Annotated in this window: 20 protein-coding genes; 13 read left to right on the top strand and 7 right to left on the bottom strand. The window is 69.2% G+C overall.

Annotated features, from left to right (window positions below; all coding sequences use genetic code 11):
- Positions 1-62: 62 nt before the first annotated feature.
- Entirely contained in the window at positions 63-1,586 is a 1,524-nt protein-coding gene (locus RY94_RS12830) for a SulP family inorganic anion transporter (protein ID WP_043445650.1), read from the bottom strand.
- A 175-nt stretch (positions 1,587-1,761) separates the two neighbouring features.
- On the opposite strand from RY94_RS12830, the gene RY94_RS12825 reads away from it, so the two are divergent.
- Positions 1,762-2,166, top strand: a complete 405-nt coding sequence (locus RY94_RS12825; RefSeq protein WP_043445648.1) for a MerR family transcriptional regulator — start codon at positions 1,762-1,764, stop codon at positions 2,164-2,166.
- Here the strand turns inward: RY94_RS12825 and RY94_RS12820 are convergent.
- Both RY94_RS12820 and RY94_RS12815 read right to left on the bottom strand, forming a co-directional pair.
- Entirely contained in the window at positions 2,163-4,298 is a 2,136-nt protein-coding gene (locus RY94_RS12820; protein WP_231554526.1) for an acyltransferase family protein, read from the bottom strand. The genes RY94_RS12825 and RY94_RS12820 overlap by 4 nt on opposite strands.
- 139 nt (positions 4,299-4,437) lie before the next feature.
- A complete protein-coding gene (locus RY94_RS12815; protein WP_052274329.1) occupies positions 4,438-4,827 on the bottom strand; it encodes a MerR family transcriptional regulator in 390 nt (129 codons plus the stop codon).
- A 178-nt stretch (positions 4,828-5,005) separates the two neighbouring features.
- Here RY94_RS12815 and RY94_RS12810 point away from each other — a divergent pair, with 178 nt between their 5' ends.
- Positions 5,006-6,523 (top strand): SulP family inorganic anion transporter, encoded by a 1,518-nt coding sequence (locus RY94_RS12810; RefSeq protein WP_043445643.1) that lies wholly within the window; start codon positions 5,006-5,008, stop codon positions 6,521-6,523.
- A gap of 49 nt (positions 6,524-6,572) precedes the next feature.
- Entirely contained in the window at positions 6,573-7,829 is a 1,257-nt protein-coding gene (locus RY94_RS12805; RefSeq protein ID WP_231554525.1) for an MFS transporter, read from the top strand.
- A gap of 37 nt (positions 7,830-7,866) precedes the next feature.
- Here the strand turns inward: RY94_RS12805 and RY94_RS12800 are convergent, their stop codons facing one another.
- The 3 genes from RY94_RS12800 to RY94_RS12790 form a co-directional block, all read right to left on the bottom strand.
- Positions 7,867-9,402: an arsenic transporter gene (locus RY94_RS12800; RefSeq protein WP_043445641.1), complete on the bottom strand. Its 1,536-nt coding sequence runs from the start codon at positions 9,400-9,402 to the stop codon at positions 7,867-7,869.
- A gap of 81 nt (positions 9,403-9,483) precedes the next feature.
- On the bottom strand, positions 9,484-9,906 hold the full coding sequence (locus tag RY94_RS12795) for an arsenate-mycothiol transferase ArsC (RefSeq protein ID WP_082046333.1): 423 nt from the start codon (positions 9,904-9,906) through the stop codon (positions 9,484-9,486).
- Between the two features lie 43 nt (positions 9,907-9,949).
- Positions 9,950-10,351: an ArsR/SmtB family transcription factor gene (locus tag RY94_RS12790; RefSeq protein ID WP_052274327.1), complete on the bottom strand. Its 402-nt coding sequence runs from the start codon at positions 10,349-10,351 to the stop codon at positions 9,950-9,952.
- A gap of 175 nt (positions 10,352-10,526) precedes the next feature.
- Here RY94_RS12790 and RY94_RS12785 point away from each other — a divergent pair, with 175 nt between their 5' ends.
- The 5 genes from RY94_RS12785 (at position 10,527) to RY94_RS12765 (ending at position 15,099) form a co-directional block, all read left to right on the top strand.
- Positions 10,527-10,982 carry an arsenate reductase ArsC gene (locus tag RY94_RS12785; protein WP_043445638.1) on the top strand — a complete coding sequence of 152 codons (456 nt, stop codon included), beginning with the start codon at positions 10,527-10,529 and terminating at the stop codon, positions 10,980-10,982.
- Positions 10,983-11,041: 59 nt separating this feature from the next.
- Positions 11,042-12,028, top strand: a complete 987-nt coding sequence (trxB, locus tag RY94_RS12780) for a thioredoxin-disulfide reductase (RefSeq protein WP_043445635.1) — start codon at positions 11,042-11,044, stop codon at positions 12,026-12,028.
- Positions 12,021-13,454 (top strand): NAD(P)-binding domain-containing protein, encoded by a 1,434-nt coding sequence (locus RY94_RS12775; protein ID WP_052274326.1) that lies wholly within the window; start codon positions 12,021-12,023, stop codon positions 13,452-13,454. Before trxB ends, RY94_RS12775 begins: the two co-directional genes overlap by 8 nt.
- Positions 13,455-13,554: 100 nt before the next feature.
- The gene (locus RY94_RS12770; protein ID WP_043445633.1) at positions 13,555-14,205 is read left to right on the top strand and encodes an arsenate-mycothiol transferase ArsC; all 651 of its coding nucleotides are present in this window, start codon (positions 13,555-13,557) and stop codon (positions 14,203-14,205) included.
- 99 nt (positions 14,206-14,304) lie between these two features.
- Positions 14,305-15,099, top strand: a complete 795-nt coding sequence (locus tag RY94_RS12765) for an SDR family oxidoreductase (protein ID WP_043445631.1) — start codon at positions 14,305-14,307, stop codon at positions 15,097-15,099.
- 23 nt (positions 15,100-15,122) lie between these two features.
- Here RY94_RS12765 and RY94_RS12760 read toward each other — a convergent pair whose 3' ends face one another.
- Positions 15,123-16,451, bottom strand: coding sequence for a cytochrome P450 (locus RY94_RS12760; RefSeq protein WP_043445629.1), 1,329 nt, complete (start codon positions 16,449-16,451; stop codon positions 15,123-15,125).
- A 396-nt stretch (positions 16,452-16,847) separates the two neighbouring features.
- Here RY94_RS12760 and ileS point away from each other — a divergent pair, with 396 nt between their 5' ends.
- The 5 genes from ileS to RY94_RS12735 all read left to right on the top strand — a co-directional run bounded on the left by ileS (position 16,848) and on the right by RY94_RS12735 (position 23,525).
- Positions 16,848-20,156: an isoleucine--tRNA ligase gene (ileS, locus tag RY94_RS12755; protein ID WP_052274325.1), complete on the top strand. Its 3,309-nt coding sequence runs from the start codon at positions 16,848-16,850 to the stop codon at positions 20,154-20,156.
- Positions 20,149-21,552 (top strand): bifunctional folylpolyglutamate synthase/dihydrofolate synthase, encoded by a 1,404-nt coding sequence (locus RY94_RS12750; protein WP_052274324.1) that lies wholly within the window; start codon positions 20,149-20,151, stop codon positions 21,550-21,552. The genes ileS and RY94_RS12750 overlap by 8 nt, the downstream gene beginning before the upstream one ends.
- Positions 21,553-21,560: 8 nt before the next feature.
- Positions 21,561-22,007 carry a DUF4233 domain-containing protein gene (locus RY94_RS12745; RefSeq protein ID WP_043445623.1) on the top strand — a complete coding sequence of 149 codons (447 nt, stop codon included), beginning with the start codon at positions 21,561-21,563 and terminating at the stop codon, positions 22,005-22,007.
- Positions 22,008-22,077: 70 nt separating this feature from the next.
- Positions 22,078-22,494, top strand: coding sequence for a nucleoside-diphosphate kinase (ndk, locus tag RY94_RS12740; protein ID WP_043445620.1), 417 nt, complete (start codon positions 22,078-22,080; stop codon positions 22,492-22,494).
- 65 nt (positions 22,495-22,559) lie between these two features.
- A complete protein-coding gene (locus RY94_RS12735; RefSeq protein WP_043445617.1) occupies positions 22,560-23,525 on the top strand; it encodes an aldo/keto reductase in 966 nt (321 codons plus the stop codon).
- Positions 23,526-23,537 lie beyond the last annotated feature (12 nt).

Raw genomic sequence — 23,537 nt, 5'->3', positions numbered from 1 at the left:
AACTCCGGCACGACGGCGGGTTCCGCACCGGACACGCGCCGGCCGGATCCCGGCGCAACCGGTCAGTGGCCGGCGCCGAGCTTCCCGCCCAGGCGTTCACGCATCATCGTGGAGGCCTCGTTGAGTCCGACCACTTCCACCTCGGTGCCGTGGGTGCGGTACTTCTCGGTGACGGCGTCCAGGGCGGCGATGGTGGAGGCGTCCCAGAGGTGGGAGCCGTGCAGGTCGATGGTGACCCGGCGGGGGTCGGTGGCGTACTCGAACTGGGTGTAGAGGTCGTTGGAGGACGCGAAGAACAGCTCGCCGTCGACCGTGTAGATGGCGTGCCGGTCGCCGTCCACGGTGGTCTCGGTGCGTTCCACGGTGACGAAGTGCGCCACGCGGCGGGCGAACGCGACCATGGCCACGAGGACGCCGACGCCGACGCCGATCGCGAGGTTGTGGGTCCAGACGGTGACGATGACGGTGGCGAGCATGACGGTGGTCTCGCTCCTGGGCATCCGCTTCAGGGTGGAGGGCTGGATGCTGTGCCAGTCGAACGTGGCGATGGCGACGAAGATCATGACGGCGACGAGGGCAGCCATCGGGATGAGGGCGACGATGTCGCCGAGGGCGACGACGAGGACGAGCAGGAAGATCCCGGCGAGGAAGGTGCTGATCCTGGTGCGCGCGCCGGAGGCCTTCACGTTGATCATGGTCTGGCCGATCATGGCGCAGCCGCCCATGCCGCCGAAGAACCCGGTGATGATGTTCGCCGTGCCCTGACCCCAGGATTCGCGGGTCTTGTTGGAGCGGGTGTCGGTGATGTCGTCGACGAGCTTGGCGGTCATGAGGGACTCGAGGAGCCCGACGGCGGCCAGCGCCAGGGAGAAGGGGGCGATGATCTGGAGGGTCTCGAGGGTCAGCGACACATTGGGGAAGAACAGGGACGGCAGGCTCTCCGGCAGTTCTCCCTTGTCCCCGACGGTCGGCACGAGCACGTTCGCGAGGACCGCGAAGACGGTCAGGACCACGATGGCCACCAGGGGTGCGGGGACGGCCCTGGTGAGGCGGGGCAGTCCGAAGACGATCAGCAGGCCGACGGCGACCATGGGGTACACGAGGAAGGGCACATCGATGAGCTCGGGGACCTGCGACATGAAGATGAGGATCGCGAGGGCGTTGACGAAGCCCACCATGACGGAGCGGGGGATGAAGCGCATGAGCCGGGCGACCCCGGTGATGCCAAGGATCACCTGGAAGAGGCCGCCGAGGATCACCGCGGCGATGAAGTAGTCCACGCCGTGGCTGGCCACCAGGGGTGCGATGACCAGGGCGATCGCGCCGGTGGCCGCGGAGATCATCGCCGGGCGTCCGCCGAGGAAGGCGATGGAGACCGCCATGGTGAACGAGGCGAACAGGCCCAGTCGCGGGTCCACGCCGGCGATGATCGAGAAGGCGATGGCCTCCGGGATCAGGGCGAGGGCGACGACGAGGCCGGCGAGGACCTCGGTCTTCAGCAGGCGCGGGTTCCGTAAGGTCCTGGCGACCGACTGGCGTTCGACGGGCGTGAGTTTAGTGGTCGTGGTAGGCGCGGCTGCTGACATGGCAGGTTCCTTCGGGCGTGGGAGTACAGGGCGGCGGGACACGGCTGGGTCGCCGTTCGGGAAGGGAAGCTAGGCTGTACGCCGGCGTACAGAAGAACCGCGGGATGCCGCAGTAACCGTTAAACTCTAACCTGACGTCACGTGAGGTTGTAGCCGGCATGGGAAGGAAACACGGATGAGTGATGCGACACCGGAGGTCGCCGAGGCGGGCCGGACCATGCACATCGGCGAGCTCGCCGAGCGCACGGGCCTGTCCCTGCGGACGATCCGCCACTATGACGACGTCGGTATCCTCCCGGCGACCGCCCGCACGGAGGGCGGGTTCCGCGTCTACAGCGAGGAGGATCTCGAGCGGCTGATGGTGATCCGCCGGATGAAGCCGCTGGGTTTCACGCTCGAGGAGATGACGGATCTCCTCTCCGTCCTGGATGCCCTGCAGCAGGAGACTGACCAGGGAGCGGTCGACGACCTGCGTGCGCGCCTGGCCACCTTCCGTGACACGGCCGTCGAACGGCGGGACAAGATGGTCGAGACCCTCGCCCGCGCCGACGAGTTCATCGACGTCCTCACCCGCTACTAGCGCATCTCCGGAGACGCAGTGTCCTGATCGGAGATGCGTGGTGCGGTGGTCGTCCACCCTGTGGTCGCGAAGAGTTCGTCCTCGAAGTAGCCGGTGAAGGTTTCGACGTAGGTGCGGTTGAGGTGGTCGAGGTCCATGTACACGTGAACGTTGCCGACGACTGCGGGGCAGGTGGTGCCGGTGCAGTACGCCGGGGTGACGTCCAGCGAATGCACGAGCGGTTCCCGGGCCGCGATCGCCTCGACCGGATTGACCGCCAGGAGCGCCTGGTCGCGGGGGGTGTTGCACTGCGGTGCGTCCTGCCCGTGGAGCTCGACGCATTCGAACATGTTGATCGGGAAGCGGGGATTGTCCCGGATGGCGAGGACTTCGATGCCGTCCTCGAGAAAGACGCCGATGCCTGCTTCCCAGTCCGGGACGAGGAGTTCATGCGGTTCCTCGGCCGTGCTGAGGGTTCCGTGGGTGATGACCGCGTCGGGTTGCAGGTCCAGCACGTATGCGCGGGCAGCGGCATTGCGGGCGTTGCATGCGTCGTCGCGGGCGTCGGACTCCGCACCGTAGCGGCAGGCGTTACGGAGCAGGGTGATCATCCGCCACTGGTTCTTCTCGGCGATGTGGGTGAGTGCGGGCATGAGCTGGTTGGCGTGCGAGTCGCCGATGACGACGACCGTCCGGGTTGCCTGCCCGTCGGGTTCGATCTGGTGGCAGGTTTCCAGCGCCTCGTCCTGAGGCCGGTATCCGCCGTCGCAGGTGGGCCCCGCCTTGCCCCATTCTGCGCCGAGGTCAGTGGCGGCCGGCAGCAGCGCGGCCTCCGGGAGGGTCGCGTGCTCCTCGGGAGAAAGGAGCGCTTGCGCTCCGGGGTTCAGCGCCGCCGGTTGCTGTGCGAGTTGCTCTTCCTGGATGCTGATGCGCGTCTCCCAGCCGGAGAGGGGGACGGCGACGATCAGGGCGCAGCCGACGGTGAGCAGGGCGTTGCGTCGCTTGCGGCGGTGCACCCATGACCAGCCCTGCAGGGGACGCTCGACCAGGCGCATCGTGCCCCAGGACAGGACCGCGGAGAGGGCGATGATCACGGCGCCCTCGCCGAGGGACACGGTGCTGGTGCCGGTGGTGACGAGGTAGGTGATCAGGATCGGCCAGTGCCACAGGTACAGGGCGTAGGAGATCCGCCCGACCGACAGCACGGGTGCTGCGCCGAGGATCCGATCGATGCCGAGCCGGTGACGAGGCTGCTGTCCCTGCGGGCCGGCGGTGATGACGGCGGCAGCCCCGAGGACGGGGATCAGGGCGATCCAGCCGGGGAACTGGTTCTCGACCTGTATCACGAGGCCGCAGGCGATGATCATCAGGATCCCGGCCCAGCCCAGGGCCAGCCGGGTCAGCCGGTTCAGGTTCAGGTGGGGCAAAGCGAGGGCCAGCAGTGAGCCGGCCGCGAACTCCCACAGCCTCGCCCGGGTGTCGAAGTACGCGAAGGCCTGGTTCGTCGTCGTCTGGTGCACCGAGAAGGCGAGCGACGCGGCGAAGATCAGCGAGAAGACCGTTCCTGCGACGACGGTGAAGGAGAACCGGGTGCGCCGGGCGGCGAGGATGCAAGAAGCCAGGATCAGCGGCCAGAGGATGAACACCTGCCCCTGGATGGACAGCGACCAGAAGTGCTGGAACGGGCTGGCCGTCGCGGCGTCCGCTGCCTGGTAGTCCACGGCACCGAAGGCCAGGTCCCAGTTCTGCACGTACAGCAGCGACGCCCAGGCGTGTTCGATCAGGGTGCCCCATCTGACCTGCGGGAAGAACGCGATCGATGCGATGACGGTTGCGAGCAGGACGACCGCGGCCGGTGGCAGGAGCCGACCGAACACGCGCGCCCAGTACGCGCGCAGGCCCAGCGGGCCCGTCGTGGAGCGGCGGGCGAAGGAGGCGGTGAGCAGGAACGCGGAGACGAGCAGGAAGACGTCCACTCCTCCCGACACCCGCCCGAGCCACACGTGATAGACCACGACCAGGACAAGGGCGACCGCGCGGAGGCCCTGCACCTCCGGTCGGAAGGTGCCCGACTGGCCGGCCGGTGCAGCCGACGGCGCGCCCCCGGGCTCGGGTGGTGTTGCCTGCTGTTGGACTGTGTCCGATGTCGTCAAGAAGTGTCTCCTACCCATGGTGGGAACCGGGTGATCGTGCTGAGTTAATCGTTCCGGAGCCTCGAGGGCGACCACGAGGGCCCGCCGAGGCGATCGATAGGGATCCCGGATCTGCGGCCGACTCCGAAGCCTGTGGTGTCTACCCCGGCTGCTGAACCGTGGGCCGGAGGGGGTGCTGGAGGCTGGTGGACAACTGGGTGATGAGGTCGTCGGCGCGCTCGAGGTCGGCCGCGAGTTTCGTCCGGCGCCGGCGTGCTTCCGCGAGGAGGGTTTCCATCGCGTCGAGTTCCACCAGCCCGTGGTAGCCCGAGCGTGCTGTGAGGACGTCGAGAAGTTCACCGATTTCCTCGAGGCTGAATTTCAGGGCACGCGCCTGTCGAATCCGGGTCAGCCGGGTGAAATCGCCTTCCGAGTACACCCGGAATCCTCCGTCGGTGCGCCCGCTGGGGCGCAGGAGTCCGACCTCGTCGTAATGGCGCAGCGTGCGCAGGGACAGGCCTGTCCGGTCTGCAAGCTCACCGATATGCACCGAGATCTCCCTGATCGCTTGGTCTGCCTTGAACGCCTAACTCTACCATTACGTTAGAGTATAGTTATGTGTGGGCCCGATGGCCCCCTTCTTCTTCCCGGACGCAGCGTTGCGCCCCCACCGTCTTCACCACCGAGGGCAGCTGATGCGCCCTCCTGATCCCTGAAAGGGGACTCCTATGGCTGTTGCCACCACCGCTCCGCCCTTGACTCCGGAGGACCGCCAATCCGTCTGGCGGACCCTGCGTACTCCGCGCCTGCTGCGTACCGAGGTCCTCGCCGGCCTCGTCGTCGCTCTCGCGCTGATTCCCGAGGCGATCGCGTTCTCCCTCATCGCCGGTGTCGACCCGCGGATCGGCTTGTTCGCCTCCTTCACCATGGCCGTCTCCATCGCGTTCCTCGGCGGGAGGCCGGCCATGATCTCCGCGGCCACGGCCGCGACGGCCCTGGTCATCGCACCCCTGGTCGCCAGTCATGGAATCGACTACTTCATTGCCGCGGTCATCCTGGCCGGGATCTTCCAGGTGGTCCTCGGCGTGCTCGGGGTCGCGAAACTCATGCGGTTCATTCCCCGCTCCGTGATGGTGGGCTTCGTGAACGCCCTGGCCATCCTGATCTTCACCTCCCAGCTGCCCGAGCTGATCGGGGTTCCCTGGCTCGTGTACCCGATGGTCGCCGTCGGACTGGTCATCATCTTCCTGCTGCCGCGCATCACCCGCGCGGTTCCCGCACCCCTGGTCGCGATCGTCGTCGTCACCGCGGCCGCGGTCGTCCTCGCGATCACCGTCCCCACCGTGGGAGACAAGGGTGAACTGCCGGAGAGCCTGCCGTCCCTGTTCTTCCCCAATGTGCCGCTGACCCTCGAGACCTTCCAGATCATCGCCCCGTTCGCGGCCGGCATGGCCGTGGTCGGGCTGATGGAATCGCTGATGACCGCCAAGCTCGTCGACGACGTCACCGATACCCGGTCGAACAAGACCCGCGAATCGTGGGGTCAGGGCACGGCGAACATCATCACCGGGTTCTTCGGCGGCATGGGCGGCTGCGCGATGGTCGGCCAGACCATGATCAATGTGAAGGCCTCCGGGGCGCGCACCAGGATCTCCACGTTCATGGCCGGATTGTTCGTCCTCATCCTGGTCGTCGCCCTCGGCGACGTGGTCGCCCTGATCCCGATGGCCGCCCTGGTCGCGGTGATGATCTTCGTGTCCATCGCGACCTTCGACTGGCACAGCATCCAGCCCGGCACGCTGAGGCGGATGCCCAAGAGCGAGACGACCGTCATGCTCGGCACGGTCATCGTCACCGTCTGGACCCACAACCTCGCGATCGGCGTCATCGTCGGCGTCCTCGTGGCCATGGTCGCCTTCGCCCGCCGGGTCGCGCACTTCGTGACGGTCGAACGGACCGTCGAGGAACACTTCGGCGTGCCCGTCGCGAAGTACGAGGTGTCGGGCGAGCTGTTCTTCGCGTCCTCCAACGACCTCTACACGCAGTTCGACTACGCCGAGGACCCTGACACCATCGTCATCGACATGTACGGCTCCCACCTCTGGGACGCCTCCACCATCGCCGCACTCGATGCGATCACCGCCAAGTACGACAGCTACGGCAAAAGCGTCCAGATCGAGGGCCTGAACACCGCGAGCCTCGCCATCCGCGAACGCCTCGGCGGGCACCTCGGTGGCGGCCACTGACACCTTCATGCGCCCAGCACTCACGCCTCGTGCTGTAGCTCCGGCGGCGGTGCCCACACGCTGGTGGGGAGTCGTTGCCGCCGGAGCGCTCATCAGCGCCGCGACCGCACCCGGGCAGACCGCCGGCCTGTCCCCGCTCACCGACCCGCTCATCGATGAGCTCGGGATTTCCCGCACGGACATCTCGTCCAGCTACCTCCTCGGCACCCTTGTCGGCGCCGTCGCGCTGCCGTTCATCGGCCGCGGCATCGACAGGTGGGGCCCCAGGAAGGTCATCCTGATCGCCGTCACGGCCTTCGCCCTCGCCCTGCTGGGGTTGAGTTTCGTCAGCGACATCTACGGACTCACCGCGGGCTTCGTGATCCTGCGCATGGCCGGGCAGGGAACCCTGACCCTCGCGGCGACCACCGCCGTCGTCAAGGCCTTCCATCACCGGCGCGGCCTCGCCATCGGTCTGGTCTCCGCGATCGGGTCCGCTGGGATCTCCCTGACCCCAATCCTCGTCGAACGTCTCGTCAGCAGCGGTGGCATCGCCCTGGCGTGGCGTGTGCAGTCCGTTGCGGTGCTCGTCGTCGTCCTGCCGATGATCCTGTTCCTGCCCCGCCACCAGAAGCGCCCACAACCGGTTCCTGGGCAGCATCGATTGCCGGCAGCGCCGGCACATCCCGCCGGGCCCGCCGTCGCGGGCCGAGCGCCGTCGGGCAGTGGCGACTGGACGACCGAAGAAGCGGCCCGGACGCCGATCTTCTGGGTCATCGCCGCAGCGTTGGCGGCCACCGGCATGCTGTCGACCGCTCTGGCCTTCCACCAGGTCTCCATCCTCACCGGCCAGGGACTGAGCACCACCGAAGCCGCCGCGAACTTCATCCCCCAGACCATCACCGCGATCCTGGCCACCCTGACCGTCGGCGTCGTCGCCCATAAGCTCGACCCGCGCTACGCGCTCACGGGATCCATGGCACTTCTCGCCGCAGCGCTCTGCTTCCTGCCCCTGATCACCGGCTTCGGCCTCGCCGTCGCCTACGGCCTTGTCCTGGGCGCCGCCGGCGGAGCCATTCGCGCGATCGAACCCATCGCCCTCGCGCACTACTACAGCACCGAGAGCATCGGGGGCATCCGCGGAGTCATCACGTCCATCAACGTCGGCTCCACGGCCCTCGGACCGATCCTCTTCTCCATCGGCCGCGACATCACCGGCAGCTACACCGCCCCGAGCCTGATCGCCGCGCTCATCCCCGTCACGGTCGGGACTGTCGCTCTCTTCTGCCCCTCGCCGGGCAGTCCCTCCGTCCGCCCGCCGACGTGACGAGTGCTTCTGGTCCGATCTGGACGGCGCAGGAGAATCAGACGCCGACCACGGTGAGCCACCCTGCGAGGGCGACCAGCGTGATGAGGAGGACCGGGATGGTGAGCACGATCCCGGTGCGGAAGTACTGGCCCCACCCGATGTGGATGCCCTTGCGGTCCAGGACGTGGAGCCACAGGAGGGTCGCGAGGCTGCCGATCGGGGTGATCTTCGGGCCGAGGTCTGAGCCGATCACGTTGGCGTAGATCATCGCTTCCTGGGTCAGCCCGGTGGCGCCGGCGGATCCGATCGCGAGGGACGCGATGAGGACGGTGGGCATGTTGTTCATCAGGGACGCGAGGACCGCGACGATGACCCCGACGCCCAGGGCGGTGATCAGGACGCCGTTGGAGCCGACGGCCGAGAAGACACCGGCCAGTTCGTCGGTGAGGCCCTGGTTCCGCAGCCCGTACACGACGAGGTACATGCCGATGGAGAACAGGACGATCTGCCAGGGCGCCTCCCTGAGGATGCGCGGAACCGAGATCCGGCCCGCCGGAGCAGGCACAGCCGCCGTTCCGCCGGCCGAGACCCGCAGGTCCTCGCCGTCATCGGCAGGGCCCGCGTGCGAGGCAGGCGGTGCGAGGGGGCCGGCCGTGGTCCGGCGCCCGATGCCCGCGGTCTCGTAGTCGAGGTCCTCCGCCCGATCTGCGGCGTGCGTCGACTCCTGTACTGCATGCTGCGTGGCCTGGGCGCCGGCCGGGGCGGCCGCACGGGGGAAGAGGAAGGCGGGCCGGCGGGAGGCGACGATCATGAGCACGACGGCGCCGAGGCCCGCGACGGCGGAGAGCGGGATGTTCAGGGGGTCCGCGGCGAAGTAGCCGATCAGCAGGACCCCGAGGACCACCCAGCCGGTCCTGAAGGTCAGGGGGTCCGCGATGGCGGATCTCGGGTTCGCGAGGACGGTGACGTCGTAGTGGCGCGGGATGGCCTTCCGGAAGAACAGGAGCAGGACACCCAGGCTGGCGGCGACGGAGACGAGTCCGACCGGGACCATGACGACCGCGTAGCGGGCGAAGCTGATGTCGAAGAAGTCCGCGGTGACGATGTTCACCAGGTTCGACACGACGAGGGGCAGGCTGCCGGCGTCGGCGATGAACCCGCAGGCGATGACGAACGCGAGGGATGCCCTGGCCGGGAACTTCAGGGCGAGCAGCATCTGGATGACGATCGGGGTGAGGATCAGTGCTGCCCCGTCATTGGCGAACACCGCCGCGATCGCTGCTCCGAGCAGGACGATCAGGGTGAACAGCAGGCGGCCGTTGCCCCGGCCCCAGCGGGCGACATGGAGGGCGGCCCAGGTGAAGAACCCGGACTCGTCCAAAATCAGCGAGATGATGACGATCGCCACGAAGGCGAAGGTCGCGTTCCAGACGATGTCCCACACGATGGGGATGTCCGACAGGCTCACGACGGTGGTGATCAGCGCGAGCGCGGCCCCGCCGAGGGCGGACCAGCCGATGCCGAGGCCTTTGGGCTGCCAGATGACGAGGGTCAGGGTGGCGAGGAAGATCAGGATGGCGACCACGGTCATGGCAGCAGGACTCCTAGCAGGGGGAACTCACGGGAGAAGAAGGGCAGGGGATAGCGGAGGAAGAAGGCGGGGGAGGTAGCCCTACGGGGCGGTGAGCGTGGCGTGCAACGCGGTAACGCGGGCGAGGATGTCGTCGCGGACCAGGCGCATGCGGTCGATGCCGTCGATCCCGCGGTCACTGGGCTCGTCGGTGGTCCACCGTTCGTAGCGGGTCCCCTCGACCTCGTCGACCTGCGCTTCGGGGCCGAGGATCACGACGACGTCCGCCCGGACCTGGTCCTCGGCGGTGACCTGGCGCGGGATGTTCCGGCTGATGTCGATGCCGACCTCGGCCAGGACCTCGGCGGAGAGGCCGTTGACGGCGGACCCCGGCTTCGATCCGGCCGAGGCCGTGGTCACGGAGTCGCCGGCGACCTTGCCCATGAGCCCGGCGGCCATCTGGGACTTGCCGCCGTTCTTGACGCAGACGAACAGGACGGAGGGCTTGTCCGCTTTGAAGGTCACAGGGGTCTCGATTCGTGGTGGAGGGCAGAGGCAGGAGGGTGTGTCATCGGGCCTCGGTGAGGACGCCGGCGAGGGAGTCCAGGCTTCCGGGCACGATGGAGTAGTACGCCCAGACGCCGCGCTTCTCGCGGTGCAGGATGCCGGCGTCGACGAGGATCTTCAGATGGTGGGACACCGTCGGCTGGCCGAGATCCAACGGCTCGGTGAGATCACACACGCACGCCTCGTTGGCGGCGCTCGCGGAGATGAGCGACACCAGGCGCAGCCGGTTCGGGTCGGCGATGGCCTTGAACTGCTTCGCGAGTTCCTCGGCGCGACCGGCACTCATCGCGGAGGTTCCGGAGGGCACACAGCAGCGGCCCTCCTCGGTTGCGCCATCGAGCGGCGCGAGCGCCGGTTCGGCTGCTGCGAGGCCCGCTGGTCCGGGCGCGGAGATCGTCGTCATTCGCCCAGCATACCCGCGCATTGACATCCATCGATATCTGTCCGCATACTCGACATCGAAGCCAGTCGATCCCTGGTCGGTCGCCGGAACGCGAGGTGTCCGGCCCGGGGTTCGGCTCCTCCTCTCCATCCGAACGCCCGGCCCTCCGGCACGAGGCGATGAACCAAGGATCATCATGAGCACCGAGACATCAGCCACGACGACCGCCGATCACAGGAAGCCCTCGGTCCTGTTCGTCTGCGTGCACAACGCGGGCCGGTCGCAGATGGCTGCGGCCTACCTGAGCCACCTGTCGGAGGGGCGCATCGAGGTCCTCTCCGCCGGGTCGCAGCCCGCCGACCAGGTCAACCCCGCCGCGGTCGAGGCGATGAAGGAGGAGGGCATCGACATCACCGCGGAAACCCCGAAGATCCTCACCACGGACGCCGTGAAGGCCTCCGACGTCGTGGTCACCATGGGCTGCGGCGACGAATGCCCCTACTTCCCCGGCAAGCGGTACGAGGACTGGGTCCTCGAGGACCCGGCGGGCAAGGGTGTCGACTCGGTCCGCCCCATCCGCGACGACATCAAGGGACGCATCCAGCAGCTCATCGGTGAACTCCTGCCCACCGGTACCGGCACCACGGCCTGACCTCACCGCGGCACATGACGCGGTACACCAGCATGACCCCCGATTCGAGAGGCACTGCCATGGCGGACGTTCAGAGCGAGAAGATCATCATCGTGGGCTCCGGCCCCGCCGGATACACCGCGGCGATCTATGCGGCCCGGGCCGGCCTGGCGCCCAGGGTCATCGCTGGTGCCGTCACCGCAGGCGGGGCACTGATGAACACGACGGAGGTCGAGAACTTCCCCGGCTTCACCGGCGGTATCCAGGGCCCCGAGCTGATGGAGAATCTCCGCCGGCAGGCCGAACGCTTCGGCGCGGCGATCGAGTACGACGACGCCGCGACCGTCGAGCTCACGGGGAACGTCAAGACCGTCACCACGCTCAGCGGCACCACCTACCAGGCACCCGCGGTGATCCTCGCGACAGGCTCCGCCTACAGGGAACTCGGCCTGCCCGACGAGAAGCGTCTGTCCGGCCGGGGCGTGTCCTGGTGCGCGACCTGCGACGGGTTCTTCTTCCGCGGCCAGGACATCATCGTCGTCGGCGGCGGGGACTCCGCGATGGAGGAAGCCCTGTTCCTCACCCGCTTCGCGGACACCGTCACCGTCGTCGTCCGCGGCTCATCGCTGCGTGCGTCGAAGATCATGGCGCAGCGCGCCCTGGACAACGAGAAGATCCGCTTCGAGTACACCAGCGCCATCACCGCCATCCGCGGCGAGGCGAAGGTCACCGGCGTCACCCTCACCGACACGGTCACCGGAGACACCCGGGAGCTGGGCGCCACCGGGATCTTCGTGGCCATCGGCCACCTTCCGCGGACCGACCTCGTCCGGGGACAGGTCACCCTCGACGACGAGGGGTACATCGTCGTCGACTCACCCACCACCCTCACGAACGTCCACGGCGTCTTCGCCTGCGGCGACGCCGTGGACCACCGCTACCGGCAGGCCATCACCGCGGCAGGCTCTGGCTGCGCTGCAGCCCTGGACGCAGAACGGTACCTCGCCGCACTCGAGGACGCCCCCAGCATCGCCACCGCACTCATCGAGGAGACCGCCCATGCCTGAGACCACCGCTACTCCGAGCACCATCGCGACCGACCTCCCGGTCGCCGTCATCGGCGCCGGACCGATCGGACTGTCCGCGGCCGCCAACCTCCTCGAGCAGGGGCTCACCCCGATCGTCTTCGAACAGGGCGGGAACGTCGGGGCCGCGATCCGGCAGTGGGCGCACATCCGCCTGTTCTCGCCGTGGCAGTACGACATCGATCCGGCGGCCCGACGCCTGCTCGAGCCCACCGGGTGGGTGGAACCACGCCAGACCGCACTGCCGTCAGGGCGGGAACTGGTGGAGTCCTATCTCGAACCCCTCGCCGCCGTCCCGGCCATCGCGCGGACGCTGCGGTTCGGCAGCACCGTCACGGCCATCACCCGGCTCGGCATGGACAAGACCAGGACCACGGGACGCGACACGACGCCCTTCCTCGTCCGCGCCACCGGTCCCGAGGGAACCGTCGATCACCTCGTGCGCGCCGTCATCGACGCCTCCGGCACGTGGGGCCGGCCCAATCCGCTCGGCCAGTCGGGACTGCGGGCACCCGGCGAGGACACCGTGGCCGATCTGGTGACCTCCGCACTGCCCGACGTCGTCGGAGCCCAACGGGAACGGTTCGCAGGGAGGACGGTCATGGTCGTCGGCGCCGGCCACTCGGCCGCCAACACGCTGATCGACCTCGGCGAGGTCGCCGGGAACGAACCCGGCACGCGGATCCTCTGGGCCGTCCGCGGCAGCGGATCGGCCCAGCGCCTCTACGGCGGCGGGGACCTCGACGGCCTGCCGGCCCGGGGCGCCCTCGGCAGCCGGTTGAGAGCCCTCGTCGGTGACGGCGTCGTCGAGCTGACCACGGGCTTCACGATCACCGCTCTCGCCCGGAACGGGCGGGGCCTGGCGGTGACGGCGTCGACACCGGACGGCGTCCGCACGGTCGACGTCGACGTCCTCGTACCGGCCACCGGATTCCGGCCGGACCTCGACATGTTGCGCGAACTCCGGCTCGACCTGGACCCCGCGGTGGAAGCACCGCGTGCGCTCGGCCCCCTGATCGACCCGGAGTTCCACTCCTGCGGGACGGTTCCCGCCCACGGCGCGGATGTCCTTGCCCACCCGGAGAAGGATTTCTACCTGGTCGGCATGAAGTCCTACGGGCGGGCCCCCACCTTCCTCCTGGCCACGGGGTACGAGCAGGTCCGCTCCGTCACCGCCGCGCTCGCCGGCGACACCGAGGCGGCGTCCCGTCTGCAGCTCGACCTGCCCGAGACGGGGGTCTGCAGCACGGACCTCGGGGGATCCTGCGACGCCCCTGCTGCTGCGGATACGAGCACCGACGGTCCGGCTGCGGCGGAGGCCGACGGGTGCTGCGGCGGACCGCAACTCGTCAGCATCGGCTTCCCCACCGGAACCGCCCACGGGCGGTCGGGTGAGCCGGACCACTGATCCGGACCACCGATCCGGACCACCGAGTGGGCGCCGGGAGCAGGAGAGGAACCGGCGGGCGGACCCGCCTGCCGGTCAGTGCACCAGAAAGGACAGCACGATGAGCACGTCACCGAGCCCTGATGCCCCTACCGGGAGCCATGAACAGCTCCTCCACCGCATCTCCGACGAACTGGCCGCGGCCTTCGACGGAGTGTTCAGTCCCGAGATGGTCGAGCGCTACGTCTTCGAGTCCTATACGGCTCTCGCCCGCACAGCGAAGATCAGGACCTACCTGCCGATCATCACGCGCCGGTTCGCCCGTGACCGGCTCACGGCGCTCGCCCATGCCGAGGGCAAGCAGCCCAGCGGCGTCCCGGAGGTCCTCTTCGTCTGCGTCCAGAATGCCGGACGCTCCCAGATGGCCGCGGCCCTGCTGAAGGAGCTGGCCCAGGGAGCGATCAACGTCCGCTCCGCCGGGTCGATGCCCGCCGAGCACCTCGACGAGAACGTGGTCACCGCCATGCAAGAGATCGGGCTCGAGCTCGGCGAGGAATTCCCCAAGCCCCTGACCGACGACGTCGTGCGGGCAGCCGACGTCGTGATCACCATGGGCTGCGGAGACACCTGTCCCATCTACCCGGGGAAGAAGTACGAGGACTGGCAGATCTCCGATCCTGCCACCATGGACCTGGACGGAGTCCGCACCGTCCGCGAGGTGCTGGCGACGCGCGTCCGGAACCTCGCCTCGACCCTGATCACCGTGCCCTGAGCACCGTGCCCTGACCGGCGCCGTCCGCCCTCCTGCCGGTCGCGTCATCGACGGAGCGCGATGACGGGGCTCCGGCCCCCCACTGGCTACAGTGGGCCCATGACCGAGACATCGACGGCGCCGCTCGGCGCCCCCGCCGACCCTGCCCCCTCCGCCCTGCGCGCCATCGTCACCGGAGCCAGTTCCGGGATCGGCGCCGCGACCGTCCGCGCCCTCCGGCGGGACGGCTGGGACGTCGTCGCAGCGGCCCGGCGGATCGACCGCCTGCAGGCGCTCGCGGACGAGACCGGGGCCACGCCGATGGCGCTGGACGTCACCGACCAGGCGTCCGTGGACGCCTTCGCGGCCGAGGTCACGGCGACCGGCCCGGTCCACGCGCTGGTCAACAACGCCGGGGGAGCCTTCGGGACGGAGCGGGTGGCCGAGGCCAGGACCGAGGACTGGGAGTGGATGTACAACGTGAACGTCCTCGGCTCCATGCGCATGACCCGGGCGCTGCTCCCGGCGCTGCGCCACGGCGGCCAGGGCAGCGTCCTGTTCCTGACCTCCACCGCGGCGCTCGCGCCCTACGAGGGCGGCGCCGGGTACTGCGGCGTGAAGGCGGCGCAGGAGTCGATGGCCCGCTCGCTCCGCCTCGAGGAGGCCGAGCACAACATCCGGGTCATCGAGGTGTCCCCGGGCATGGTGCACACCGAGGAGTTCTCCCTCAACCGGCTCGGCGGTGACCAGGGCGCTGCCGACCAGGTCTACGCGGGCGTCCGGCACCCCCTGACCGCCGACGACGTGGCCGCCGCCGTCGCCTTCACCCTGAACGCGCCGCACCATATGAACATCGACCACCTGGTGCTCCGGCCGCTCGCCCAGGCCGCCAACCACAAGGTCCTCCGCGCCTGAGCCACGCCACCGACGGGCGGTGGTCAGCCCCGGAGGGAGACGCCCAGCCGGACGCTGTAGTTGTCCATGGTCCCCGGCAGGGGGCGGGCCGGGTCCAGCGCCTGCCCCTCCTGCACCTGGAAGTCGTGCCCGGCCACCAGCGCCGCCAGGGTCGCGCTCGTCACGAGCAGCACGAGCTGCTTGCCCGGGCAGACCACCGGTCCGCCGCTGAAGGGAACCAGCGGCCAGCCGTCGTCCTCCTCGGTCAGCCAGCGCTCGGGCGAGAAGTTGTGCGCGCTGCGCAGGGAACGCTCGTCCCGGTGGAAATACGGCGTGTAGATCAGGACGCCGCAATCGGCCGGCATCAGTCCCTGCTCCCACTGCACGGGCTGCGTGGTCTGGCGCAGGATCATCGGGGTGGTGGGCCACAGGCGCAGCGACTCGAGGATGCCGGCGCGCAGATAGGGGAGGAGCCGGCGTCCCGAGGTGTCGCCGTCGACCTCCCGCCGCGCCGCGGCCATCGCCTCCGGGTGGGTGGCGAGCACGGTCAGGGCCCGGAACGTCGCCATGCCGGCGGGATCGAACGCGAAGAGCCACTGCGGCACCTGGTCGGCGGGCTCGGCGCCGTCGCCCTTGGGCGCGCCGGCCATCACGGCGGCGAGGCTTCCCGGCTCGGCGTTCGCGAGCTCCTCGGTGATCCGCGCCAGGAACCGACGGCGGGTCTTCTTCCGCACCGGCTTCAGGAACGCCCAGTTCCCGTCCTTCCGCAGGCGGATCACCATGTCCGTGAGGTCGGTGTCGTCGCGGGCATGGTCCCCGAACACCACGCGCCGCACCACCCGGTACCACGCGTCGAGGAAGTCGTCCCAGGGCAGGGACCCGCTGCGGACGGCCTCGGCCAGCACCTGCCGCATCTCCTCCTCCACCACGGGCACGAACCGGTCGGCGAGGTGGTGCACGGGGTGGTCCGTGTCGAGGACCTGCTCCTGCAGGGCACGGCGCACCGTCCGGAGGGGCCCTCGCGTGATCAGCACGTTGGCGGGCTGGAAGTGGGACAGCGCCGCACGCTTCTCGCTGCTGGCCGGGGTGAACGGTTCGGGGGACTGCGCCAGGACGGTGTTGGCATCGCCCGGAGCCAGGACGATCGCCTGCTTGCGGATCGGCACCTTCAGCATCAGCGGCCCCTCCGGGTACTTCGCGTGGACCGCCCTCACGATCCCCGCCGCCCGGGTGTCCAGGTCGAGGCGCGCTGCGAGTCCCACCGCCCAGGGACGCCGGATGATGGGGCCCTTCACGAGGGTCGGCAGGAGCACGCCGAGGAGCAGGCGGGCCGTGTCCGGGGCGGATGCGGTAGGAAGAACGGGGGATGTCATTCTTCCACCCTGCCAAGCCGTGCCTCCCGCCACAACGGATTTCGGTGGGTGCGCCGGTGGTGCCCGGCGTGCTTCGACCCTTTCGACAACGATTTCGGAGCCGCGATAGACTGGACGGACAAGCGTCGACCCGGCCATCACCGGTGAGCTTCCGGAAGAAAGGCCGGCCTCCTGCGAGGCAGCCCGTAGACCCGGACGGGGAGCCCGTCACAGCCTGGAAACGAGCGGCAGCCCCGGCCCGCATGACCGCGATGAGCGGAACGGCGGACGACGGCGGCAAGTGAGGTGGTACCGCGGGTCCTGGACCCTCGCGGCCGGTCAGGCAACCGGTGGCGGGAGACAGGGTCCCGTCCTCACGGCAGGACTCCTGCACCACCCGACGCCGCCGTACACAGGATGAGACCCATGCCGCAGATCTACCCCAAAGCAGTGTCGCCCGACGACGGCGGCACCCCCTCCGCCGGGACCAGCGCCTCCCCGCGTTTCCCCGAGCTCGAAGAGCGCGTCCTCCGCTACTGGCAGGAGGACGGCACATTCCAGGCGTCCATCGACCACCGCGACGCCGGCGTCGACGGCTCCAACGAGTTCGTGTTCTACGACGGACCGCCGTTCGCCAACGGCCTGCCCCACTACGGCCACCTCCTCACGGGCTACGCCAAGGACCTCGTGGGCCGCTACCAGACGCAGCGCGGTCGCCGCGTGGAGCGGCGCTTCGGCTGGGACACGCACGGCCTGCCCGCCGAACTCGAGGCGATGAAGCAGCTCGGCATGACGGACAAGCAGCAGATCCTCGCGATGGGCATCGACAAGTTCAACGACGCCTCCCGGGCGTCCGTCATGAAGTACGCGGGGGAGTGGCGCGACTACGTGACCCGCCAGGCGCGCTGGGTGGACTTCGACAACGACTACAAGACGCTCAACCCCGAGTACATGGAGTCCGTCCTCTGGGCCTTCAAGACCCTGCACCAGAAGGGCCTCACCTACAACGGCTACCGCGTGCTGCCGTACTGCTGGAACGACGAGACGCCGCTGTCCAACCACGAGCTGCGCATGGACGAGGACGTCTACCAGGACCGCCAGGACCAGACCGTCACGGTCACGTTCCCCCTCCTCCCCGGCGACTCGGCCCTCTCGAAGGACCTCGCCGGCGTGCAGGCCCTCGCCTGGACCACCACGCCGTGGACCCTGCCCACCAACGCGGCGCTCGCCGTCGGACCGGACATCAGCTACGTCGTCGTCGAGGGTCGGCGCGACGACGAGGGTGGCCGCTACCTGATCGCCGAGGAGCTCCTCGGCAACTACGCCAAGGACCTCGGCTTCGCCGATGCCGCCGCCGCGCGCGAGGCCGTGACCTCCCGCCACCTCGGCACCGAGCTGGAGGGGCTCACCTACGAGCCCCTGTGGGACTACCTCGCGGACCCGGAGGAGGGCGGCTACCGCAATGCCTTCCGCATCCTCGTCGCGGACTACGTCACGACGACGGACGGCACCGGACTCGTCCACCAGGCTCCCGCCTACGGCGAGGAGGACCAGAAGATCTGCGAGGAAGCCGGCATCCAGGTGATCCTCTCGGTCGACGAGGGCGCGAAGTTCCTGCCCATGTTCGGCAGCGGACCGCTCGCGGAGATCGTGGGCCTGCAGGTCTTCGAGGCCAACCGGCACATCACGCGCGTCCTGAAGTCCGAGGGGCGCCTGGTGCGCCAGTCCAGCTACGTGCACAGCTACCCGCACTGCTGGCGCTGCCGCAACCCGCTGATCTACCGCGCCGTGTCCTCCTGGTACGTCGAGGTGACGAAGATCCGTGACCGCATGGTGGAACTGAACCAGGACATCACCTGGATCCCGGGCAACGTCAAGGACGGCCAGTTCGGCAAGTGGCTCTCGAACGCGCGCGACTGGTCCATCAGCCGCAACCGCTTCTGGGGCAGCCCCATCCCCGTCTGGCAGTCGGACAACCCCGAGTACCCGCGCACCGACGTCTACGGCTCGCTCGCCGAGCTCAAGGCGGACTTCGGGCGCCTGCCCGTCAACACGCAGGGCGAGGTGGACCTCCACCGCCCCTTCATCGACGAGCTCACGCGGCCCAACCCGGACGACCCCACCGGGCAGTCCACCATGCGTCGCGTGGAGGACGTCCTGGACGTCTGGTTCGACTCCGGGTCCATGCCCTACGGGCAGGTGCACTATCCGTTCGAGAACGAGCAGTGGTTCGACACGCACAACCCGGCGGACTTCATCGTCGAGTACATCGGGCAGACCCGCGGCTGGTTCTACATGCTGCACATCCTGTCCACCGCGCTCTTCGACCGGCCGGCGTTCCGCAACGTCATCAGCCATGGCATCGTCCTGGGCTCCGACGGCCAGAAGATGTCCAAGAGCCTGCGCAACTACCCCGACGTCTCGGAGGTCTTCGACCGCGACGGCTCGGACGCCATGCGCTGGTTCCTCATGGCATCCCCGATCCTCCGGGGCGGCAACCTCGTGGTCACGGAGCAGGGCATCCGCGACGGCGTCCGCCAGGTCATCCTGCCGCTGTGGAACGTCTGGCACTTCTTCAGCCTCTACACCAACGCGGCGAACAACGGCGAGGGCTACGAGGCGAAGACCGTGACGCCGGAGGCGGCCGCGCAGCTGGCCGAGCCGATCGACCGCTACATCCTCGCCAACACGGGGAACCTCGTCCGCGACCTGACCGGGGCGCTCGACGCGTTCACGATCAGCGACGCCTGCGAGTCCCTGCGCCGCTACCTCGACACGCTCACCAACTGGTACGTGCGCCGCAGCCGCCAGCGCTTCTTCGACGAGGACACCGACGCGTTCGACGTCCTCTACACGTGCCTCGAGGCCGTCTGCCGCGTCGCCGCACCGCTGCTTCCCCTCGTCACCGAGGAGATCTGGCGGGGCCTCACGGGTGGGCGGTCCGTCCACCTCACCGACTGGCCCGAGGCGACGTCGTTCCCGGCCGCCCCGGATCTCGTGGACCAGATGGACCGCACGCGTGCCGTGTGCTCCGTCGGCTCCAGCCTGCGCAAGGCCGCGAACCTCCGCGTGCGGCTCCCGCTCCGGGAACTCACCGTCGTCGCGCCCCGCGCCGCGGACCTCGCCGGGCAGTACGCGACGATCATCGCCGACGAGCTGAACCTCAAGGGCGTGCGCCTGATCGACGCCGCCGACGCCGAACCGGCCGAGTTCGGCATCACCCAGCGGCTCGTGGTCAACGCCCGCGCAGCCGGACCACGGCTGGGCAAGAACGTCCAGACGGTGATCAAGGCCTCGAAGTCCGGCGACTGGCAGGTCGACGACGACGGCGGCGTCACCGCGGGCGGCCTCGCCCTCGAACCGCACGAGTACACCCTGGACACGGTGGTGGAGGGCAACGACGCCGACTCGAAGGCGGTGACGGTCCTGCCCGGCGGCGGGTTCCTGGTCCTGGACACCGAGGTGACGGCGGAACTGGCCGCGGAGGGGACGGCCCGCGATGCGATCCGTGCCATCCAGCAGGCCCGCCGCGATGCCGACCTCGACATCAGCGACCGCATCCGCACCACCGTCGGCGTCGCCGCCGAGCAGGTCGGAGCACTCGAGGCGAACGCCGGGCTCATCAGGGCCGAGACGCTGACCCTCGAACTGCGCATCGAGGCCGTCGCCGACGCGGGCGACGACTTCACCATCACCGTCGAGAAGCAGGAGCAGCAGCATGGATGACACGACCGGCACCGACGGCACCGACGGCACGGGGAGCAGCGCCGGACTGGACGCCTTCTCGGTCGAGAGCGTGTACGCGGAACTCCTCGGCCGCGCCCCGGAGAACAGGATGGAGCCGCGCATGGCGCCGCTCCACCGGGCGATGGAGATCCTCGGCGAGCCCAACAGGGCGTTCCCGATCATCCACATCACCGGCACCAACGGGAAGACCTCGACCGCGCGCATGATCGAGAGCATCCTCCTGGCACACGACCTGAGGACCGGCCGCTTCACCAGCCCGCACCTCTCGCGGGTCACGGAGCGCATCAGCATCGACGGGGAACCGGTCGCGGACGAGACGTTCGTCCGGGTCTGGGACGAGATCAAGCCCTACCTCGACATCGTCGACGGCGAACTCCTCGTCGCCGGGGAACCCCGCCTGACCTACTTCGAGTGCGTCACCATCCTCGCGTTCGCGATCTTCGCGGACGAGCCGATCGACGTCGGCGTCATCGAGGTGGGCCTCGGCGGGATCACCGACGCCACGAACGTCGGCGACGGACAGGTGGCGGTCGTCACGCCGATCTCCCTGGACCACACCGAGCTGCTCGGCGACACCGTCGAGGACATCGCGCTCGAGAAGGCGGGCATCATCAAGCCCGGCTCCTTCCTGGTCAGCGCGATCCAGCCCCGCGACGCCGCGCAGGTCCTGCTCGAGCGGGCCCGCGAGGTCGGGGCGGAGTTCCGCTTCGAAGGCGTCGAGTTCGGCGTCGAATCCCGCACCGTCGCCGTGGGCGGCCAGGTGGTGTCCCTCACCGGGCTCGCGGGCCGCTATGGCGAACTGCTGGTACCCCTGCACGGCGAGCACCAGGCGGAGAACGCGGCCGTCGCCGTCGCCGCCGTCGAGGCGTTCCTCGGCGGTGGTGAGCGCGAGCTGGAGACGGAGCTCGTCCGCAACGGGCTGCGGGCCGTCACCTCGCCCGGCCGCCTCGAGGTGGTCCGGACCGCGCCGAGCATCATCGTGGACGCGGCGCACAACCCCGCCGGGGCGCGTGCCGCGGCGAAGGGCATCAACGAGGCGTTCGATTTCAGCCGGCTCGTGCTGGTCATCGGGGTCCTCGAGGACAAGGACGTCGCGGGCATGCTGGCAGAGCTGCACGAGGAGCTCGGGGGCATCCTCGAGGACGTCTGCCTGACGCAGTCGACCTCGCCCCGGTCCGTGCCGGCCGCCGACCTCCTGCAGCCCGCCCTGGCGGCCGGGTTCGCGGAGGAGAACATCACCATCCTCCCCGGGCTCGACGACGCCCTGGAGTGGGCGGTGATGAAGGCCGAGGAGAACAACGACCTCTCCGGCGGCATCCTCGTGACCGGATCCATCACGGTGGTCGGGGAAACCCGCACCCTCCTCGGGAAGTAGGCCCACGCATGGCACGACGCATGACCAAGGCGCAGCGCGAGTGGCGGCCCGGCATGCCGAAGAAGCGGCGGTCCACGAAGGTCCTGTTCGCCTCGACGGTCCTCTTCCTCGAGGCGTTCGTGGTGTTCTTCGCGACGCTCGCGGTGTTCGGCCTGCGCCGCGACGAGATCTCGCCGGTCCTCATCCTGATTACCGGGCTCCTCCTCAGTGCGGTCCTGGTGCTCACCTGCGCCGTCCTGACGAAGAAGTGGGGCATCGCGCTCGGCTGGGTCCTCCAGTTCGTCCTCATCGCCGGGGGCTTCCTGGAACCCGTGATGTTCGTCGTCGGCCTGGCGTTCGCCCTCACCTGGCTGTACGGGATCCGGCAGGGCATCCGCGTGGACCGCGAGAACGTGGAGCGGGACCGGCTGCAGGCGGAGTGGGAGAAGGCGAACCCCGAGGAGCAGGGCCTTTAGTAGAGTCGAACCCGGTACCAGTTGTCCCATCCGCGCCGTCCGCGACGGCGCATGCATCCCAGGAGTCACCATGAGCGTTGAGCGCACCCTTGTCCTCGTCAAGCCCGACGGCGTGTCCCGCGGCCTGACGGGCACCATCCTGTCCCGTGTCGAGGCGAAGGGCTACACCATCGCCGAACTGAAGCGCGTGCACGCCACCCGCGAGCTGCTCGAGGAGCACTACGCCGAGCACGTCGGGAAGCCCTTCTACGAGCCGCTCGTCGAATTCATGCTGAGCGGCCCGATCGTCGCGGCCGTCTTCGAGGGTGAGCGCGTCATCGAGGGGTTCCGCTCGGTGGCGGGGACCACGGACCCCACGACGGCGGCGCCCGGCACCATCCGCGGCGACTTCGGGCGCGACTGGGGCCTGAAGGTCCAGCAGAACCTCGTGCACGGCTCCGACTCGGCGGAGTCCGCCGAGCGGGAGATCGGCATCTGGTTCGCCTGACGCCACCGCGAACACCGTTGCCCCGGGTCATGTGCCTGGGGCAACTGTGTTGGTAGGTTAGGGGCATGATGACCTATCGCAGACTGGGCTCCTCGGGGCTCAGCGTCTCCACCGTCGGGCTCGGCTGCAACAACCTGGGCCGGGCCGGCACCACCTCCGAGTCGCAGGAGGGTACCGACGCCGTCGTGCATGCGGCGATCGACGCCGGGATCACCCTGTTCGACGTCGCCGACATGTACGGCAGGGCGCCCGGCGTCAGTGAGGTGCAGCTCGGCAAGGCCCTCGGCGGCCGGCGCGACGACGTCGTCCTCGCCACGAAGTTCGGCCTCGACATGGACGGCGTCAACGGGCCCGACTGGGGCGCCCGCGGCTCCCGCCGCTACATCATCCGTGCGGTCGAGGCCTCCCTGAGGCGCCTTGGCACCGAGTGGATCGACCTGTACCAGTACCACGCGCCGGACCCGCTGACGCCCATCGAGGAGACCCTCGCTGCCCTCGACGACCTCGTGACGAGCGGCAAGGTGCGCTACCTCGGGCACTCCAATTTCGCAGGCTGGCAGATCGCCGAGGCCGAGTTCACGGCACGCAGCGGCGGCTACACGCCGTTCATCTCCGCGCAGAACCCCTACAACCTGCTGGACCGTCGCCTCGAACGCGAGGTGGTCCCCGCCGTCGAGGCCTACGGGCTGGGCGTCCTGCCGTACTTCCCGCTCGCCAACGGACTGCTCACCGGCAAGTACCGGCGCAACGAGGTCCCCGCCGGGAGCAGGTTCACCCACTCACGCAAGAACGTGCTGGAGACCGCGGACTGGGATCAGCTCGAGGCCTTCGGTGCGTTCGCGGCCGAACGGGCCGTCACCGAGGTCCAGGTGGCCTTCTCGTGGCTTGCCGCTCAGCCGTCCGTCGGGTCCGTGATCGCCGGTGCCACGTCGCCCGAACAGGTGCGGCAGAACGCGGCGGCGGCCGACTGGACGCCGTCGGACGAGGACCTCGCCGCACTGGACGCGATCTTCCCGCGCCCGGCGGCCTGAGCCCGATCCGAC

Source organism: Arthrobacter sp. L77 (assembly GCF_000816565.1).
Lineage (GTDB): Bacteria > Actinomycetota > Actinomycetes > Actinomycetales > Micrococcaceae > Arthrobacter_D > Arthrobacter_D antioxidans.
This window is presented reverse-complemented; position numbering and strand designations above follow the sequence as displayed.

What these genes read in the sequence shown, in the direction of transcription:
- RY94_RS12785 (WP_043445638.1), top strand. Translation starts at nt 10,527, where the DNA reads ATGAGCACCGAGACATCAGCCACGACGACCGCCGATCACAGGAAGCCC.
- RY94_RS12800 (WP_043445641.1), bottom strand. Translation starts at nt 9,402, where the DNA reads ATGACCGTGGTCGCCATCCTGATCTTCCTCGCCACCCTGACCCTCGTC.
- RY94_RS12825 (WP_043445648.1), top strand. Translation starts at nt 1,762, where the DNA reads ATGAGTGATGCGACACCGGAGGTCGCCGAGGCGGGCCGGACCATGCAC.
- RY94_RS12765 (WP_043445631.1), top strand. Translation starts at nt 14,305, where the DNA reads ATGACCGAGACATCGACGGCGCCGCTCGGCGCCCCCGCCGACCCTGCC.
- RY94_RS12810 (WP_043445643.1), top strand. Translation starts at nt 5,006, where the DNA reads ATGGCTGTTGCCACCACCGCTCCGCCCTTGACTCCGGAGGACCGCCAA.
- RY94_RS12750 (WP_052274324.1), top strand. Translation starts at nt 20,149, where the DNA reads ATGGATGACACGACCGGCACCGACGGCACCGACGGCACGGGGAGCAGC.
- RY94_RS12770 (WP_043445633.1), top strand. Translation starts at nt 13,555, where the DNA reads ATGAGCACGTCACCGAGCCCTGATGCCCCTACCGGGAGCCATGAACAG.
- ndk (WP_043445620.1), top strand. Translation starts at nt 22,078, where the DNA reads ATGAGCGTTGAGCGCACCCTTGTCCTCGTCAAGCCCGACGGCGTGTCC.
- RY94_RS12790 (WP_052274327.1), bottom strand. Translation starts at nt 10,351, where the DNA reads ATGACGACGATCTCCGCGCCCGGACCAGCGGGCCTCGCAGCAGCCGAA.
- RY94_RS12775 (WP_052274326.1), top strand. Translation starts at nt 12,021, where the DNA reads ATGCCTGAGACCACCGCTACTCCGAGCACCATCGCGACCGACCTCCCG.
- RY94_RS12735 (WP_043445617.1), top strand. Translation starts at nt 22,560, where the DNA reads ATGATGACCTATCGCAGACTGGGCTCCTCGGGGCTCAGCGTCTCCACC.
- RY94_RS12745 (WP_043445623.1), top strand. Translation starts at nt 21,561, where the DNA reads ATGGCACGACGCATGACCAAGGCGCAGCGCGAGTGGCGGCCCGGCATG.
- RY94_RS12830 (WP_043445650.1), bottom strand. Translation starts at nt 1,586, where the DNA reads ATGTCAGCAGCCGCGCCTACCACGACCACTAAACTCACGCCCGTCGAA.
- ileS (WP_052274325.1), top strand. Translation starts at nt 16,848, where the DNA reads ATGAGACCCATGCCGCAGATCTACCCCAAAGCAGTGTCGCCCGACGAC.
- trxB (WP_043445635.1), top strand. Translation starts at nt 11,042, where the DNA reads ATGGCGGACGTTCAGAGCGAGAAGATCATCATCGTGGGCTCCGGCCCC.
- RY94_RS12760 (WP_043445629.1), bottom strand. Translation starts at nt 16,451, where the DNA reads ATGACATCCCCCGTTCTTCCTACCGCATCCGCCCCGGACACGGCCCGC.